This window comes from Microbacterium sp. WCS2018Hpa-23 (assembly GCF_031843845.1).
GTDB lineage: Bacteria > Actinomycetota > Actinomycetes > Actinomycetales > Microbacteriaceae > Microbacterium.
In genome coordinates, this window is record NZ_JAVTIZ010000001.1 from 359,754 (window position 1) to 377,111 (window position 17,358).

Genomic DNA, 17,358 nt, shown 5'->3' on the forward strand with positions numbered 1-17,358 from the left:
CGTGCCTAGGATGGGAGGGTGACCTCGACTTCTGCACCGAACCCGGCCACTCCCCGAACCTCGCGAAGAATCTTCGGTATCTCGTTGGCGATCATCGCCGCGCTGATCGCCGTCTTCTTCGTCTTCGCGTCGCTCTACACCGAATTCCTCTGGTTCGACCAGGTGGGCTTCGCGGGAGTGCTCACCACCCAATGGTTCGCCACGGCGGTGATGTTCGTCGTCGGATTCCTCGGCATGGCCGTACCGCTGTTCGTCGCCATCCAGCTCGCGTACCGACTGCGCCCCGTCTACGTGCGGCTCAGCTCGCAGCTCGACCGGTACCAGGAGGTCATCGAGCCGCTGCGCCGCCTCGCGATGTGGGGCATGCCGATCTTCTTCGGCCTGTTCGCCGGCTTCTCGGCCGCGAGCCAGTGGAAGACCGTGTGGCTCTGGGCCAACGGCGTCGCCACCGATACGACCGACCCGCAGTTCGGCGTGGACACGGGCTTCTACATGTTCGCGATGCCGTTCTACTCGATCCTGCTGGCCTTCGTGTCGGCAGTCCTGCTGCTCACGCTCATCGTGACGGCGCTCGTGTCGTACCTCTACGGTTCGGTTCGGATCGGCCAGGGCGAGCTGCGGATCTCGAAGCCCGCCCGCATCCAGCTCGCGATCATCGCCGGCCTCTACCTGCTGGTGCAGGCCGCCAGCCTGTGGCTCGACCGTTACAAGACGCTCGTCGCCCAGGACGACCGCATCGTCGGCCCCGCGTACACGGGCGTCAATGCGACCATCCCCGGGCTCGCGATCCTCACGATCATCGCCGCGATCGTGGCCATCCTCTTCTTCGTCACGGCTGTGATCGGCCGCTGGCGCTTCCCGCTCGCCGCGACCGCGCTGCTCATCGTCGCCTCGCTCGTCGTCGGCGTCGGCTTCCCGTGGGCCGTGACCACCTTCCAGGTGCGCCCGAACCAGAACGCCTATCAGGCGGAGTTCTACCAGCGGAACATCGACGGAACGAAGGAGGCGTACGGGGTCGCCGACCTCGAGACCACCCCCTTCGAGGCAGAGACCGATGCCGAAGCCGGTCAGCTGCGCGAGGACGCCGAGACCACGGCATCCATCCGCATCGTGGACCCGAACGTGATCAGCCCGGCCGTGCGTCAGCTCGAGCAGTACCGCGGGTACTACCAGTTCCAGGAGAAGCTCGACGTCGATCGCTACGAGATCGACGGCGAGATGCAGGACACGGTCGTGTCGGTCCGAGACCTCGACATGAACGGCGTCGACGTCACGAACTGGAACAACCGTGCCGCGGTCTACACCCACGGCTACGGACTCGTGGCAGCCGCAGGCAACCAGCGCACCAGCGACGGAGAGCCTGTGTTCCTCGAACGAGGCATCCCTTCGTCGGGCTTCCTCACCGACCAGGAGAACTTCGAGCCCCGTGTCTACTTCGGTGAGAACTCTCCCGAGTACTCGATCGTCGGCGCTCCCGACGGAACCGATCCCGTCGAGATCGATTACCCGCGAGGCAAGGACGGCGCGAGCGAGACGAAGACGACGTTCGAGGGCGATGGCGGGCCGCAGATCGGCAACACCTTCACGAAGCTCCTGTACGCGCTCAAGTTCCAGTCGGAGCAGATCCTCTTCTCGAACCTCGTGAACGACGACTCGCAGATTCTGTACGACCGCGATCCCAAGACGCGCGTGCAGAAGGTCGCACCGTACCTCGAACTCGACAGCGACCCGTACCCGAGCGTCGTGGACGGCAAGATCGTCTGGATCATCGACGGGTACACGACGAGTTCCACGTACCCGTACTCGACGAACGTGAGCCTGTCGGATGCGATCGCCGACTCGAACCTCCCGTCGCCGACACTCGCGATCGACGAGATCAACTACATCCGCAACTCGGTCAAGGCCACGGTCGACGCCTACGACGGTTCGGTCACCCTGTACGCCTGGGATGATCAGGACCCGGTGCTGCAGACGTGGCAGAACATCTACCCGTCGACGCTGAAGTCCGTCAGCGACATGTCGGCCGACCTGATGAGCCACGTCCGCTACCCGACCGACCTGTTCAAGGTGCAGCGCGACATCCTCGGCACGTACCACATCGACACCGCGGGCTCGTTCGCTCAGCAGGACAACCGCTGGCAGACGCCGAACGATCCGCGCAGCGACTCGGTCCTGCAGCCGCCGTACTACCTGACGATGCAGATGCCGGGGCAGGAGTCGCCGCGGTTCTCGATGTTCTCGACGTTCATCCCGTCCGCACAGGGTGGAAGCAACCGTGACGTCCTGATGGGCTATCTGGCCGTCGACTCGGACGCCGGATCCGAGGCCGGCGTGAAGGCTGAGGGCTACGGGCAGCTTCGGATGCTCGAGATCGACACCGATACGACGGTGCCCGGCCCCGGACAGGTGCAGAACACCTACAACTCGGACACGGCCGTGGTGCCGCAGCTCAACCTGCTGCAGCAGGGAGAGTCCGAGGTCCTGTACGGAAACCTGCTCACTCTGCCCGTCGGTGGCGGTCTGCTCTACGTGCAGCCGGTCTACGTGCAGTCGTCCGAGGGCACGAAGCTGCCTCGACTGCAGAAGGTCCTCGTGGCCTTCGGTGACAAGGTCGCGTTCGAGGACACCCTGACCGCGGCGCTCGACACGCTGTTCGGCGGTGACGCCGGTGCGACGGGTGGCGACGATCAGGTCGAGCCCACCGAGCCGGATCCGGACACCGGCGAGGTTCCCACCGAGCCGACCACGCCGACCGACGCCGAGGCCGAGGCTCTCGCCGCGGCGCAGCAGGCGCTCACCGATCGTGAGGCTGCTCTCAAGGAGGGCGACCTGACGAAGTTCGCCGAGGCGGACAAGCGGCTCACCGACGCGGTGAACACGCTTCTCGGGCTGGAGAGCTCGTCGGGGGAGTGAACCCGCAGTGACATCGTCGAATGGGCGCCCGAGAGGGCGTCCATTCGCGTTTCCGAGGCTTCTCGCCGGAGAGGTGCACGCTCGGGCATTCCACGCAACCCCCGCGCCGTGAGCGCCGAGTCTGTCTAGCGTCGAGAGAAGAGGCGATCTCGCGTCTCCCGATCGAAGGGGAGCAGATGGGCACCATCACTCGCATAGTGTTCGACGACGAGGAGTTCGTGCTCACCGCTGAGCAGGATCTGGTCGACCTCATGGGGAAGATCGAGACGGCTGCCCGCACGCGCCCCACGTTCGTCGGCTTCTCCACCCGCGCCGGCATGATGAGCGTTCTGGTCTGCGCCGCCACCCGGGTCAAGGTCACCGTGGAGCCGCGCCAGGAGCGGGATGATCGGCCCCTCGTGCCTGCGGATCCGTCACTCGAGTGGGACTGCTGACCCTCGCCGAGGAAAGCGAAAGGCCCTCTGACCTGGATTTCTCCGAGTCAGAGGGCCTTTCATTTGTTGCGGGGACAGGATTTGAACCTGCGACCTCCGGGTTATGAGCCCGGCGAGCTACCGAACTGCTCCACCCCGCGGCACAAGAAGAAACTTATCACGGATTCTGAGAGCGCGCGAATCGACGCCGGGAACGGTGCCCGGGTCGACGCGATGCGGGAGGATGGGGAGCATGCCAGAGACCTCTGCCGCCATGCCCGTCGCCGTCTGCCAGTTCGCGCCGACGGCGTCGCGCGCGGACAACCGCGAACGCATCGCGCAGCTGACGGCGGATGCGGCGTCGCGGGGCGCCACGCTGATCGTGTTCCCCGAGTACTCGAGCTACTTCGTGGATCCGATGGATGTGACCCTCGCGCAGAATGCCGAGACGTTGGACGGCGAGTTCGTGTCGACGCTGACGGCGCTGGCCGCTGACTACGGCGTCGTGATCGTGGCGGGACTCGCCGAGCGCGCCTCCGACTCGACGCATGTGCGCAACACGGTCGTGGCGGTGCGCGGTGACGGGATCCTCGCGACCTATCGCAAGCAGCATCTGTACGACGCGTTCGGTCAGACCGAGTCCGACTGGGTCGAGGCGGGGGCGACCGGCGTCGCGGCCACGTTCGAGCTCGCCGGCATCCGGTTCGGTCTGATGACCTGCTACGACCTGCGGTTCCCCGAGGTCTCGCGCACGCTCATCGACGCCGGCGCGGACGCCCTCGTCGTGCCTGCCGAATGGGTGCGCGGCCCGCTCAAGGAGCACCACTGGACGACCCTTCTCGCCGCACGGGCGATCGAGAACACCGCCTACGTGATCGCCGCCGACCACCCGACGCCGATCGGCGTCGGACATTCACAGATCGTGGATCCTCAGGGCGTCGTGCTGGCAGGGGTCGGAACGGCGGAGGGCATCGCGGTCGCCGCCGTCGAGCGAAAAGCGATCGATCGGGTCCGCGCGGTCAATCCGTCGCTGCGTGTGCGCCGTTACTCGGTCGCTCCGCGCTGATCAGCCAGCGCACGGTTCGACGGCTGCTCAGAAGCTCGAAGCGAGGCGTGAGGCAGCCTCTTCGAGCACTGCGACCTGCTTGCACGCGGCGAAGCGCACCAGACCCGCATAGTCACCGCGCCGGTCCTCGGAGACGAAGGCCGTGAGCGGGATCGCCACGACTCCGGCGCGCTCAGGGAGCTCACGACAGAACTGTGCCGCGTCCGTCCCTCCGAGGGTGGACGCGTCGGCCACGGTGAAGTAGCCGCCCTGCGGCGGGTGCACCGTGAAGCCTGCGGCACGGAGGCCCGATCCCAGGATCCCGTGCTTCGCCTCCAGCGTCGCGGCGGCCCCGGTGAAGTACTCGTCGGGCAGACGCAGCCCCACCGCGATCGCCGGCTGGAACGGCGAGCCGTTCACATACGTCAGATACTGCTTCACCGTGAGCACGGCGGTTATGAGATCCGCGGGGCCGTGCACCCAGCCGATCTTCCAGCCGGTCGCCGAGAATGTCTTTCCCGCCGATGAGATCGTCAGCGTGCGCTCGGCGCCCCCGGGGAGCGTCGCCACCGGCGTGTGCGGAGCGCGGAAGGCGAGGTGCTCGTAGACCTCGTCCGTGACGATGATCGCGTCGTGCAGTTCGGCGAGCCGGACCACCTCGGTGAGCACCGCACGGTCGAAGACCGCCCCGGTCGGATTGTGCGGATCGTTGATCAGGATGATCCTGGTGCGATCCGTGACGGCCTCGGCGAGCTGATCGAGGTCCGGCTGGAAGTCGGGGGCGCGCAGGGGCACGGTGCGCAGCCGAGCGCCCGCCAGGGCGACTGCCGCGGCGTATGAGTCGTAGTAGGGCTCGAACACGACGACCTCGTCGTCCGGGCCGTCGATCAGAGCGAGCAGCGTCGCCGTCAGCGCCTCGGTGGCACCGGCGGTCACGATCACCTCGCGTGCCGGATCCACCTCGAGTCCGTAGAAACGTCGCTGGTGCTCGCTGATCGCCTCGAGCAGATCGGGGATTCCTCGCCCCGGCGGATACTGGTTGGCCCCGCGGGCGATGGCCTCACGGGCGGCGTCGAGCACCTCGGAGGGGCCGTCCTCATCGGGAAAGCCCTGGCCGAGATTGATCGCTCCGGTTCGGGCCGCGGCAGCGGACATCTCTGCGAAGATGGTGGGCGCGACGCTTCCGTCGGGGGCGAGCAGACCGGCTCCCGCTGCTGTGCGCCGCCATGCGCCTGCGATGACACTCATGAAGAACAGGCTAAGGGCATAGGTGAAACTCATCTTCGCCATACGAAACGCACAGATACACGCGCCATTCTGAAGGAGCGTCGTTGAAGGAGCACACACCATGAACGAAGACAACACCCAGGACCACTCGGTACCCGCGTCGAACGACGCGGTGCCGTCCACCGAGGCAGCAGAGGTCGTCGACCGTTCGACGACGGATGCCGCCGCTGAGACCCCCGGCATCGCAGCCGCGTCGATTCCGAACCAGGGACACGAGGTTCCGCAGACGTTCGCGTCGACGCCCGCGCCCCAGGCGTCCGCCGCCGCAGCCCCGCAGATTCCCACGCCGGTGTTCGAGGCCCCCGCGGCCCCTGTGTCGCCGGCAGCGCAGACGGTTCCGCAGCCGTACTTCGGTGCTCCAGGTCAGCATTCACCCGGTCAGGCGCCCAGTCACCCCGGAGCTGCCACGGCCGCGGCTCCCGGAGCGGCTTTCGGCATCCACACCGCTCAGCCGGAGCAGACCGTCGACGGCGTGACCAAGGTCAAGGGCCAGAAGCCTCGGACCGGCGTCAAGTTCGCCGCGATCGTGGTCGCCGCAGCCCTCGTCGGCGGCGTCGCCGGCTTCGGCGGAGGAGCGCTCCTCAACGGCATCTCGAACCAGAGCTCGACAGGGGTCGCCCAGGGCCCAGACACGGTCACCGTGAACAACCCCGGCTCGGTCAACGAGACCACCGCGGTCGCGACCGCGGCGCTGCCGTCGGTCGTCACCATCGAGGTGGCGGGTTCGGACCAGGCCGGCAGCGGCTCCGGCGTCATCATCAGCGACGACGGCTACGTGCTGACGAACACTCACGTGGTGACCCTCGGCGGGGCCGTCGCCGACCCGACGATCCGTGTCACGACCTCGGACGGGCGCATCTTCACAGCCACCGTCGTGGGTACGGACCCGATCTACGACCTCGCGGTCATCAAGCTCGAGGGTGCGTCGGATCTGACCCCCATCGACTTCGCCGATTCGTCGAAGCTCAACGTCGGCGACACTGCCGTGGCGCTCGGTGCTCCGCTCGGACTCTCGAACTCGGTCACGACGGGTATCGTCAGCGCGCTGAACCGCAGCATCCAGATCGCGTCGTCCGCACTTCCCGACTCGTCGTCCGAGGACGCTCCGCAGGAGGAGCAGACGCCGGAAGACGGGCAGAGCGAGGGCCCGTTCCAGTTCGATCTGCCTGGCAACACCTCGCAGCAGAGCTCGGAGTCCATCTCGATCGCCGTGATCCAGACCGATGCGGCCATCAACCACGGCAACTCCGGCGGTGCCCTCGTGAACAGCAAGGGCGAGCTGATCGGCATCAACGTGGCGATCGCCAGCTCGGGGAGCTCGGAGGAGTCCGGATCCATCGGCATCGGATTCGCGATCCCGGCGAACATCGCCCAGCGCGTCTCGGAGGAGATCATCGCCGGTGGCGTGGCCACCCATGGTCTGCTGGGTGCGTCGGTCCGCGACGCGGCCTCGGTCGAGAACGCCGAGGTCGCGGGTGCGTACATCGCCGATGTCACCGACGGTGGCGCCGCCGCAGCCGGCGGTCTCAAGGCCGATGACATCGTCACCGCCTTCAACGGTGTGCCGATCACGAGCGCCAGCGACCTGACCGCTCAGGTTCGCGCTGCCGCCGCCGGCAGCGAGGCGAAGGTCACCTACATCCGCGGTGGCAAGGAGTACGAAATCGATGTGACGCTCGGAGAGCTCGCAGGCTGACCCTCGGCACCCCGCTCACAGAGAAGGACGCCACCCCGCGATAGGCTCGCGGGGTGGCGTCCTTCTCTTTCGGCTCCGGCAATGCGGCCAAGCTGCTTCGGATCCCTCTCTACCTCGCCGGGCGCATCGGCACGCTCCTCGTGCCTCGGGGCAGCCGCTGGGTCTTCGGCTGCGGTGCGGGCGTAGGCGACGGTGCATTGGCGCTGCAGCGTCACGCTGCGGCAGAGGGTCACGAGACGCTGTGGCTGACCTCATCGGACCGCGAGGACCGCGACGCTGCGGACCTGGGCCTGCGGGCCGTTCGCAAGGGTGGTCTGCGCGGCTGGTGGGCCACGGCGCGTGCCGGCGTCGTCGTGGTGACCCACGGTCTCGGCGACGTGAATCGCTATGCGATCTCCGGCGCCTTCGTCGTGCAGCTGTGGCACGGCATCCCGCTCAAGCGGATCGGACTCGATTCGCCGGCCACGACCCAGGTTCCCGACGTTCCGGGCGCGCCGGTGCTCCGACGTCTGATCGGCATCCTGTATCGCCGTGCCGCTCAGCGGATCCGGGTGCTGCCTGCGGCCTCGCACCGCTCGAGGGGGCGCCTGGAGTCCGCATTCGCGCTCGGCGACGCGCGCGTCGTCGTCACCGGAGAACCCCGCGTCGACGTCTTGTCCACCGGCGAACCGCACGAGCGGCGAGCCGCCGCATCCGCGCTGCTCGGCCGCGTGCTGGGCGATCTGCCACCGGGTTCGCGCACGATCCTGTACGCCCCGACCTGGCGTGACGGCGCGGTCGACCCTGCTGTTCCGGATGCCGCGCAGTGGGTGCAGATCATCCGTGTGCTGGAAGAGCATGACGCGGTGCTGCTGGTGCGCTCCCACCCCCTCGGCGAGGGCGGCTACGCGCCGTCGTTGCCGAGCAGACGGGTGCGGATGCTCGGGGCCGGCGTCCTGCCCGACATCACGCCCGCGCTCCCGGCGATCGACGTCCTGATCACGGACTACTCCTCGCTCGCCTACGACGTGGGACTGCTCGGGATGCCGGTGCTCTACCTGGCACCAGACGCCCAGCAGTACGCCCGCACGCGAGGCTTCTACGGTCGCTTCCAGGATATGGCCGGTGATGACGCCGCGACCGGCTGGGATTCTCTCCTCGTGCAGCTGTCGGCATTGCTGGACGATGACGGCGTGTTCGCTGCGAGGTCGCAGCGTTCCGCTACGCTCAGCGCGGAGATGCACGCGTTCCGTGATGGACGCAACACCCGGCGCGTGTACGAGACGATCCGTGCGCGAGGCATCCCCGCGCCGAAGGGAGCAGCATGACGACGGCCCGCATCGATGAGACGGCAGAGTCGCTGGTCATCGCAGGGGCAGGTCACCGTCCCGCCACCGCGCAGCTGATCGGGCCGCGTGCCCGAGTCGATGCTCGCATCACCGGTGGTGGCAAGACGTGGAAGGCCACGTTCCCGCTGCGTGCAGCGCGATGGGGCGGTCCTGAGCTTCCTCTGCCGGCGGGCGACTACGAGATCCGCATCCCCGACGTCGACCTCGACGGTCTGCACATCGGTCCCGAGGTGCTGACCGGCGTCCGCGTGGCCGTCGACGGTGCGACCGCCCGTATCGCCGCACCGGTCGACCCCGCGTACGAGTCGCCGGAGGGGCAGGCCACGCTCGAAGGGCGCTACCTCGCGCATCAGGGCGCGACCGAGAACGCGGTCTTCTTCGAGAGCTTCTACGGGCGCAGCGTCGGCTGCAACCCCCAGGCGATCGACCGGGCGCTCTCGGCGCAGGCACCCGACGTCGTCCGCTACTGGAGCGTCGTCGACCTGTCTGTCGCTGTCCCGGACGGCGCGATCGCCGTGGTCGAGGGGAGCCCCGAATGGTGGCGCGCCCGCGCAGCGGCGCGACTGCTGATCGTGAACGACTGGCTGCGACGTCGGTTCGCGCGCAAGCCCGGGCAGCGAGTGCTGCAGACCTGGCACGGAACACCGCTCAAGCGTCTGGCGCTGCATCGGCCCGGATTCGATCTCCGTCGCATGGCCGCCGTCGTCAAGGAGTCCCGTCGCTGGGACGTGCTGCTCGCGCAGAACACGTATTCCGAGCGTATTCTCCGCAAGGCATACGCGTTCCTCGGGCGGCCCGTCTGGGTCGAGGGGTATCCGCGCAACGACGCCCTGGTGACGGGGGATCCCACCGCGATCCGTGCTGCCCTCGGCATCGGCGAGGGCGAGCGCGTGCTGCTGTACGCGCCGACATGGCGTGACGACCGCACGGAGATGGTCGACTTCATCGACCCCGAAGAGCTCGCCAGGAAGACCGACTCGGTGGTGCTCGTGCGGGGGCATTCTCGGACGATCGAAACCGACCGCGACCGTGCCGGCGCGCGGGTGATCGACGTCACAGGGTACCCCCAGACCTCTCAGCTGCTGCTCGCTGCGGACGCCCTGATCACCGATTACTCGTCGGTGATGTTCGACTTCAGCGTCACGGGCAAGCCGATGTACTTCCTCGTGCCCGACCTGGATCACTACCGCGGCAAGCTCCGCGGGTTCTACTTCGATCTCGAGACACGGGCACCGGGACCGCTCGTGCACACGCAGGACGAACTCGTCGCAGCTCTCGCCGACCACGGGCACGAGGGTGCCTTCGCGGAGCGCTATGCCGCGTGGAAGGCTCAGTTCAACGCCAGGGACGACGGTCATGCGGCCGAGCGGGTCGTCGCGCGCATCCTCGACCAGGGGTACATCACCCGCTGAGCCCGCCCGGTCATGCGGACCTAGCCGGAGCCGGAGCCGGAGCCGAATCCTGATCCTGATCCGGATCCGGATCCGGATCCGGATCCGGATCAGGGGAGGGGCGTGTTGCGCGTGCCCAGCCTCGAGGCGTCGACAGTGTCGCCGGCGCCGCGCAGCACTCCACCGAGGAAGCCCAGCCCCCAGGAGAGGTGCATGGTCGGCAGCACCGCCAGCGTCCACACCCGCTGACGGAACCGTCCGCCGCCAGGCAGCGACGCGACGGCGATCACCAGCAGCGCGTAAGCGAGGAGCGGCAGGTAGACGACGGCCGAGACGATCGTGGAGATCAGCCCGGTGATCGCGCCGGTCAGCTGCAGGACTCCGACGCTCACGGTCAGCGCGACGAGGACCACGAGAGCGGGGGGAGCGAAGAAGCGGATGCCGTTGCGGCGGCCATAGCGGCGCACGAGCTCTCCGCGCCAGGCGCCGGTGGCCCGGAACTGCCGCGCCAGGCGCAGCCAGCTCTCGCGGGGCCAGTAGGTGACGGAGAGGCTCGGATCGAACCAGACGAGGTGACCGGCCTGGCGGATGCGCAGATTGAGCTCCCAATCCTCGCCGCGGCGGATCGACTCGTCGAAGAGCCCGACCTCCTCGATCACGGTGCGGCGCATCACGCCGAGATAGGCGGACTCCGCCTCGCCCTCCTGGGTGCCGCCGTGATACGCGCCGCCGCCGAGTCCGACGGGGGAGTTGTACAGGCGTGCGACCGCCTTCTGAAAGGGTGTCCGTCCGTCGGCGTGCATGACGCCTCCGACGTTGGCGGCTCCGGTGCGCTCGAGTGTGTCCAACGCACGCGCCGCATATCCCGGTGAGAGCTCCGAGTGCGCATCGACGCGGACGATCGTGTCGTAGCGACTGGCGCGGATCGCCGCGTTCAACCCGACCGGGATGTGCGCCGCCGGGTTGTCGACGAGGCGGATCCTGTCGTCCGCCGCGGCGAGACGCTGCGCGAGTTCGGTCGTGCCATCCGTGGAGGGGCCGAGTGCGAGCACGAGCTCAGCCGGCACCGTCAGCTCCTGTGTGAGCACCGAGCGGATCGCGTGCTCCAGATAGGCGCGCTCGTTGAGCACGGGCATGACGAACGACACCCCGGTCTCGGGAACGTCGATGTCAATGTCAGGCACATGACGATCATGGCATGCGCTTCTCGGACGTTCGCTGATTCGCGACGCCGTGCGCTGCGACGCCATCCGTCGGGCGCGGTGCCCGCACTCGGTATCCTGGAGGGATGGGTGCAGTGTCCGATGCGAAGAAGGCCTACCGTCTGCTGAAGCGGGCGCTCGCCTCGCGTAAGGCGGTGCAGCGGGTCAGGCGTCGCCTGGCCGACCAGGAGCCGCACCCGACCGAGCATTACAAGGTCGCGGTCTACTTCGCGGACGGCGCGGTCAACATGTATCAGATGCGGCAGTGGTACCGCCCGCTGAAAGAGCTCGCGAAGCGCTGGCCCGTGGTGGTGCTGTCGCGCTCCGCCACCGGAGCCGACAAGCTTCTCGACGAGGACGGTCCGCCTGTGGCGTTCGTCCCGACCGTGCGCGACCTCGAACGGTTCATCACCGCGCAGGACATCCGGATCGTGCTCTACGTGAACCAGAACACCCGCAATTTCCAGATGTTCCGCTATGGGCGGCGCTGGCACGTGTTCATCAACCACGGCGAGTCCGACAAGATGTACATGACCACGAACCAGTACAAGGCGTACGACTACGCCCTCGTCGCAGGCCAGGCCGCGCGTGATCGTCTGTCCCGCACGCTGTGGGACTGGGACATCGACCACCGTACGATCGAGATCGGTCGGCCCCAGGCTGATCATTACTCCGGCACATTGCCCTACACCCCCGACTCTCGCACCGTCGTGCTGTACGCACCGACCTGGGAGGGCGATCGCCCGAGCGCCCACTACGGCTCGATCGCGACGCACGGCGAGGCGCTGGTGACGGCGTTGCTCGCCTCGGGCAGCCACCGCGTGATCTATCGCCCGCATCCGCGCAGCGGTGTGGTCGACGACGCGTACGGCGCAGCGCATCGACGGATCATCGCCGACATCGCCGCGGCCAACACCGCCGATCCGACGGCGCAGCACGTGTACGACGACGGTGCGGACCTCGGGTGGCAGCTCGCTGCGGCCGATGTCGCGATCGTCGACATCTCGGCCATGGTCTACGACCGTCTGGCCGTGGGGAAGCCGTTGATGATCACACGTCCCGCCGATGAGCGCGCGTCGATCGACACCAACGGATATCTTTCGGACTGCGAGTGGCTGAGCGCCGACGCCGCGTCGGACATCGTGGCGGAGGTCGAGCGTGTCCGCGCCGACGAGGCGGCCATCGCCCGGCTCCGCATGTGGGTGCAGCACTATTTCGGCGACACGACGCCCGGCGTCGCCACCGAGAAGTTCCATGCCGCGATCGAGCAGCTCATGCAGAAGTGGGATCACTGGCAGGCGCACGAGATCGGCTCTGTGCGCACCGACGAGGACGACGACGACGAAGAGGCCGACGAGGAAGAGGTCTGACGGTGGACCTTCCCCTCTCTCGTTCGGTCGCCTCGCGTCTCGACGTGCTCTCCGAAGCTGGCTCGACGAACGCGGTTCTGCGCGAGCGGGCTGTGGACGTGCAGGCGTGGCCGCACCTCTCCGTGCTGCTCACCGACAATCAGACGGCGGGCCGCGGACGACTCGATCGAACGTGGACGGCGCCGGCCGGGGCCTCTCTTGCTGTGTCGGTGCTGCTGCGGCGGCTCCCGTCCGTTGTCGACGCCCGAGGATGGATCCCTCTCGCCGCCGGGGTCGCGATGGGCGACGCCATCGCCGAGCAGCTTCCCGAGCACGAGGTGGCGCTCAAATGGCCGAACGACGTGCTGGTCGACGGTCGCAAGATCTGCGGCATCCTCGCCGAGGCCACGCACGATGCGGTGATCGTCGGCACCGGTGTGAACACAGCGATGACGGCATCCGACCTGCCGGTTCCCACCGCGACGTCCTTCGCTGTCCTGGGCGCAAAGGCCGATGCCGATCGCCTGCTCTCGGTGTATCTGCGTGAACTCGACACCCTGGTCGCGGCGCTCGCCGCGGCGGGAGACGCGGTGTCGAGCGGACTGCATCAGGCGGCATCCGATCGATGCGCGACCATCGGCCTCGAGGTGCGGGTGTCGCTTCCCGGCGGCCGAGTCCTCGTCGGGACGGCCACGGCGCTGGATCCGGATGGGCGGCTTCTCGTGCGCCGCGACGGCATCGAAACCGCCGTGTCGGCGGGCGACGTGGTGCACGTCCGACCCGCGTGACTCTGACACGCCCGGGCGTGCAGACGCCGATGTCTGCAGTTGCGGGCACAATGGAGGGGTGACCCAGCCCGTGACTCTCGGCGGAAGGCCGACGATGCCACCGCCAGGCGTGCCCACAGAAGAACTGCTCATCGCGCGGTTCAGGGCCCATGCGCGTCGGCTGTCCTGGTCGGCGCTCGTCCTGATCGCGGCGTTCGGCGCCACCGCGTACTTCTACGACAACCTGCCGTCGCCCTTCGAGAACTGGATGCTGCTCGCTGCGGCCGGGGCCCTCGTGCTGCTGCTCGTGATCGTGCCCTATGTCGTCTGGTATTCGCGATCGGTGACGGTCACCACGCGCCGGGTCATCGTCAATCACGGCATCGGCGCGCGCAACCGGCAGGAGATGTCTCACGCCCGTGGCTACACGATCGGCGTGCGCCGCGGCGTGCTCCAGCGAATGTGGGGTGTCGGGACCATCACGCTGTCGAACGGGGTCGACGCGCCTCTGCGGCTCGCGAACGTGCCCAACGTCACGCTCGTGCACGAGGCGCTGGCCGACCAGATCGAAGTGAGTCAGATCCTCGCGCACCGCGACGCGCAGTCGGGGCCGGACGGATACCCCGGATCCTGATCGGCGACGATCACCTCAGGGCTCGGCGCTCAGGGATCAGCCATCAGGGATCAGCGCGAGACGTGTGATCCGTGCGCGCGCCGATGCGCGAGAATGGTCAGGACGAATGGAGGCGGCACATGGCGCTGCGTGTTGGCGTGATCGGTGGAGGCCAGCTGGCCAGGATGATGATCGCCCCGGCGGTCGAGCTCGGACTCGATCTGCGGGTGCTCGCTGAAGACGAGGGCATGTCGGCGCAGCTCGCCGCGACCGCGGTCGGCGACTACCACGATCTCGAGGTCGTGCGCGCGTTCGTGAAGGGCGTCGACGTCGTCACCTTCGATCACGAGCACGTCCCACAGGAGATCCTGCGAGCCCTTGTCGCCGACGGCGTCGCCGTGCATCCGGGCCCTGATGCGCTGCAGTTCGCTCAGGACAAGCTCGTCATGCGTGCTCGCCTCGCCGAACTCGGAGTGCCGCAGCCCGACTGGGCGCCGGTGCGCGATGTCGCAGAGCTGCAGGCCTTCCTCGACGAGCACGGGGGCCAGGGCGTCGTCAAGACTCCGCGCGGCGGATATGACGGCAAGGGCGTCCGCGTCGTCCGTGGCGCCGCAGAGGTTCAGGACTGGTTCGACGGTCTCGCCGACGGTGAGGCGCTGTTGGTCGAGGAGCTCGTCGGCTTCGTGCGGGAGCTCGCACAGCAGGTCGCCCGGCGTCCCAGTGGTCAGATCGTCGCCTACCCGGTCGTCGAGACTGTGCAGCGTGACGGTGTGTGCGCCGAGGTCATCGCTCCCGCCCCGCAGGCCGCCGAGCGTCTGGTCCAGGTGGCCGGCGAGATCGGCCGCTCGATCGCCGAGGGGCTCGGCGTCACCGGCATGCTCGCTGTCGAGCTGTTCGAGACCGATGACGAGCGGATCCTCGTGAACGAGCTGGCGATGCGTCCTCACAACAGCGGCCATTGGAGCCAGGACGGTGCCGTGACCGGACAGTTCGAGCAGCACCTGCGCGCTGTGGCAGATCTGCCCCTGGGGGACACGGCTCCGCGTGCCGCATGGTCGGTCATGGTGAACATCCTCGGAGGACCGAAGGAGGGCTCGCTCGGCGACCGCTTCGCCGGTGCGATGAGAGAGCACCCGACCGCCAAGATCCACACCTACGGCAAGGCTCCGCGTCCCGGTCGCAAGGTCGGCCACGTGAACGTGGCAGGCGATGATCTCGATGACGCCGTGTACGTCGCCAGGGCGGCAGCGGCTCACTTCGACTGAGGCTGTTCCAGAGGTGTGCCGTTCGGGGTTTCTCCCAGCAGTAGACCGTAGCCTGAGGGGGTGACTGAGCCATTGCACTCCTCCGCAGCGCCCCTCGTCGGTGTCGTCATGGGTTCCGACTCCGACTGGCGCGTGATGAGCGATGCCTCTCAGTCGCTGACCGACTTCGGGATCCCGCACGAGGTGGAGGTCGTCTCGGCGCACCGCACGCCCGACAAGCTGATGAAGTACGCGCGGGAAGCGCGTGGCCGTGGCATCCGGGTGGTCATCGCCGGTGCCGGTGGTGCCGCACATCTTCCGGGCATGCTCGCATCGATGACGGCGTTGCCCGTCATCGGCGTCCCGGTGCCGCTGGCCTACCTCGACGGCATGGACTCTCTCCTGTCGATCGTCCAGATGCCCGCCGGGATCCCGGTCGCCACCGTGTCGATCGGGGGAGCGCGCAACGCCGGCATCCTCGCCGCGCGAATCCTGGGTACGTCCGACGATGACCTCGCCGACCGCGTCGAAGCCTATGCGCTCGACCTCGAAGCTCAGGTCGAGGAGAAGAACGAACGGCTGAAGGGGTCACTGTGACCCTTGCGCCGCCGCGCGGGTCGGCGCGGCCGCTGATCGAGACGCGCCCGCTGCGGAATCCGGATCCGACCGATGCCGGGACGATGACGAAGCGCGGCTGGTGGCTGGTGCTGCTGAACGTGCTCGTGCCGGGGTCCGCTCAGGTGCTCGCGGGCAACCGCAGGCTCGGGCGCGTCGGTCTGGGAGCTACGCTGCTGGCGTGGTTCCTGGCGATCGTCGGGGCGGGCCTCGCTCTGTTCGCACGCCCGGTGCTGCTGTGGCTCACGGTAGGCGGCGGCTGGTTCTCGGCCGTGATCCTCACGCTGGTGCAGGTGCTGATCATCGCCTATATCGTGCTGTGGCTCGTCCTCACCTTCGACGTGCTCCGGCTCGTACGGATCGTCAGGATCCCGGCACCGTCGAAGTTCGCGATTCCGATCGTCGCCCTGCTGCTGCTGGGTCTCGTCGGCACGGGCATGGGCTATGCGGCGTCGTACGTCGGTACCGCGCGCGGCACGATCAGCACGATCTTCGGCCAGAGCGGGCCCAGCCTGCCGCCGAGCGAGGGCTACTACAACATCCTCCTGCTCGGCGCCGACAGCGGAGACGGCCGCGACTCCATGCGGTTCGACAGCATCTCGGTCGTGTCGGTGAACGCGACGACCGGCGCCGTCACCATCACGGGCATCCCGCGCGAGCTCCCGAACGCGCCGTTCAGCGAGGGCAGCCCTATGCAGGCGCTGTATCCGAACGGCTTCGAGGGGCACGGCTCGAGTTCCTGTGGATGGAACGGCTGGATGAACCACGTGCGCAACGCCGCGGAGATCTGCCGAGAGGACGAGGGCCAAGGGCTCTATCCCGATGCGCTGGCGCAAGGCTCCGATCCGGGTATCGAGGCGACGAAGGATGCTGCAGAGGGTGTTCTCGGCATCGAGATCCCGTATTACGTCTTCGTCGACATGCACGGCTTCGCGGCCCTCGTGGATGCGCTCGGCGGTGTGGACATCAACGTCACGGAGCGACTGCCGATGGGCGGCCCGCCGGAGGGCACGGATCCATACGATGTCGATGCCTGGGCGATCGGGTGGATCGAGGTGGGCCAGCAGCACATGAACGGTGACACCGCACAGTGGTACGCGCGCTCGCGGTACACGACGAGCGACTGGGACCGCATGAAGCGCCAGCGCGAGCTGCAGGAGGCGATCCTCGCGCAGTTCACGCCGCAGACGGTGCTCACTCGCTTCAACGAGGTTGCCGCCGCGGGGACCGCACTCATCAGCACCGACCTGCCTCAGGACAAGCTGCCCGAGTTCTTCGATCTGATGACGAAGGCCAAGGAGCAGACGATCACGTCGATCGAGCTCACCCCCGAGAACGGCGTGGACGAGCACACACCTGATTACGCGTATATCCACGACCTGATGCAGCAGACGCTGCACCCGCCGACGGAGACCCCGACCCCGACGCCCTGAACAGGCCGGCGCTGACGGGTGCAGGGGATGAGCGCGAGGCTCCGCTGCGTAGGCGCGGTCTT

14 protein-coding genes and 1 tRNA gene are annotated in these 17,358 nt (G+C 68.0%); 12 read left to right on the forward strand and 3 right to left on the reverse strand.

Going from position 1 to position 17,358, the window contains the following annotated elements; genetic code table 11:
- The first annotated feature begins 18 nt into the window (after nt 1–18).
- Entirely contained in the window at nt 19–2,913 is a 2,895-nt protein-coding gene (locus tag RQG77_RS01655; RefSeq protein ID WP_311243143.1) for a UPF0182 family protein, read from the forward strand.
- Between the two features lie 176 nt (nt 2,914–3,089).
- On the forward strand, nt 3,090–3,347 hold the full coding sequence (locus RQG77_RS01660; protein WP_311243144.1) for a hypothetical protein: 258 nt from the start codon (nt 3,090–3,092) through the stop codon (nt 3,345–3,347).
- 66 nt (nt 3,348–3,413) lie between these two features.
- Here the strand turns inward: RQG77_RS01660 and RQG77_RS01665 are convergent.
- A tRNA-Met gene (locus RQG77_RS01665) sits at nt 3,414–3,487 on the reverse strand.
- Nucleotides 3,488–3,579: 92 nt separating this feature from the next.
- Here RQG77_RS01665 and RQG77_RS01670 point away from each other — a divergent pair.
- Nucleotides 3,580–4,392 (forward strand): carbon-nitrogen hydrolase family protein, encoded by an 813-nt coding sequence (locus RQG77_RS01670; RefSeq protein ID WP_311243145.1) that lies wholly within the window; start codon nt 3,580–3,582, stop codon nt 4,390–4,392.
- A gap of 27 nt (nt 4,393–4,419) precedes the next feature.
- Here RQG77_RS01670 and RQG77_RS01675 read toward each other — a convergent pair whose 3' ends face one another.
- Nucleotides 4,420–5,619, reverse strand: a complete 1,200-nt coding sequence (locus tag RQG77_RS01675) for an aminotransferase class I/II-fold pyridoxal phosphate-dependent enzyme (RefSeq protein WP_311243146.1) — start codon at nt 5,617–5,619, stop codon at nt 4,420–4,422.
- Nucleotides 5,620–5,719: 100 nt separating this feature from the next.
- Between RQG77_RS01675 and RQG77_RS01680 the strand changes: the two genes are divergently transcribed.
- From RQG77_RS01680 to RQG77_RS01690, 3 genes are read left to right on the forward strand one after another with little or no spacing between them, the layout of a single operon-like run.
- Nucleotides 5,720–7,354, forward strand: coding sequence for a trypsin-like peptidase domain-containing protein (locus RQG77_RS01680; protein WP_311243147.1), 1,635 nt, complete (start codon nt 5,720–5,722; stop codon nt 7,352–7,354).
- Between the two features lie 53 nt (nt 7,355–7,407).
- Nucleotides 7,408–8,661, forward strand: coding sequence for a CDP-glycerol glycerophosphotransferase family protein (locus RQG77_RS01685; RefSeq protein ID WP_311243148.1), 1,254 nt, complete (start codon nt 7,408–7,410; stop codon nt 8,659–8,661).
- Complete coding sequence (locus RQG77_RS01690; protein WP_311243149.1) at nt 8,658–10,094, forward strand: CDP-glycerol glycerophosphotransferase family protein; 1,437 nt, start codon at nt 8,658–8,660, stop codon at nt 10,092–10,094. The genes RQG77_RS01685 and RQG77_RS01690 overlap by 4 nt, the downstream gene beginning before the upstream one ends.
- Nucleotides 10,095–10,183: 89 nt before the next feature.
- Here RQG77_RS01690 and RQG77_RS01695 read toward each other — a convergent pair whose 3' ends face one another.
- Nucleotides 10,184–11,209 carry a glycosyltransferase family 2 protein gene (locus RQG77_RS01695; protein ID WP_311243460.1) on the reverse strand — a complete coding sequence of 342 codons (1,026 nt, stop codon included), beginning with the start codon at nt 11,207–11,209 and terminating at the stop codon, nt 10,184–10,186.
- A 152-nt stretch (nt 11,210–11,361) separates the two neighbouring features.
- On the opposite strand from RQG77_RS01695, the gene RQG77_RS01700 reads away from it, so the two are divergent.
- The 6 genes from RQG77_RS01700 to RQG77_RS01725 all read left to right on the forward strand — a co-directional run bounded on the left by RQG77_RS01700 (nt 11,362) and on the right by RQG77_RS01725 (nt 17,296).
- A complete protein-coding gene (locus RQG77_RS01700; protein ID WP_311243150.1) occupies nt 11,362–12,645 on the forward strand; it encodes a CDP-glycerol glycerophosphotransferase family protein in 1,284 nt (427 codons plus the stop codon).
- A gap of 44 nt (nt 12,646–12,689) precedes the next feature.
- Nucleotides 12,690–13,412 (forward strand): biotin--[acetyl-CoA-carboxylase] ligase, encoded by a 723-nt coding sequence (locus RQG77_RS01705; RefSeq protein ID WP_311243151.1) that lies wholly within the window; start codon nt 12,690–12,692, stop codon nt 13,410–13,412.
- A gap of 58 nt (nt 13,413–13,470) precedes the next feature.
- A complete protein-coding gene (locus RQG77_RS01710; protein WP_396653374.1) occupies nt 13,471–14,025 on the forward strand; it encodes a PH domain-containing protein in 555 nt (184 codons plus the stop codon).
- A 119-nt stretch (nt 14,026–14,144) separates the two neighbouring features.
- Nucleotides 14,145–15,269 (forward strand): 5-(carboxyamino)imidazole ribonucleotide synthase, encoded by a 1,125-nt coding sequence (locus RQG77_RS01715; protein WP_311243152.1) that lies wholly within the window; start codon nt 14,145–14,147, stop codon nt 15,267–15,269.
- A 108-nt stretch (nt 15,270–15,377) separates the two neighbouring features.
- Nucleotides 15,378–15,845, forward strand: a complete 468-nt coding sequence (gene purE, locus RQG77_RS01720; protein ID WP_311243462.1) for a 5-(carboxyamino)imidazole ribonucleotide mutase — start codon at nt 15,378–15,380, stop codon at nt 15,843–15,845.
- Nucleotides 15,842–17,296, forward strand: a complete 1,455-nt coding sequence (locus RQG77_RS01725) for an LCP family protein (protein WP_311243153.1) — start codon at nt 15,842–15,844, stop codon at nt 17,294–17,296. Before purE ends, RQG77_RS01725 begins: the two co-directional genes overlap by 4 nt.
- Nucleotides 17,297–17,358: the final 62 nt, after the last annotated feature.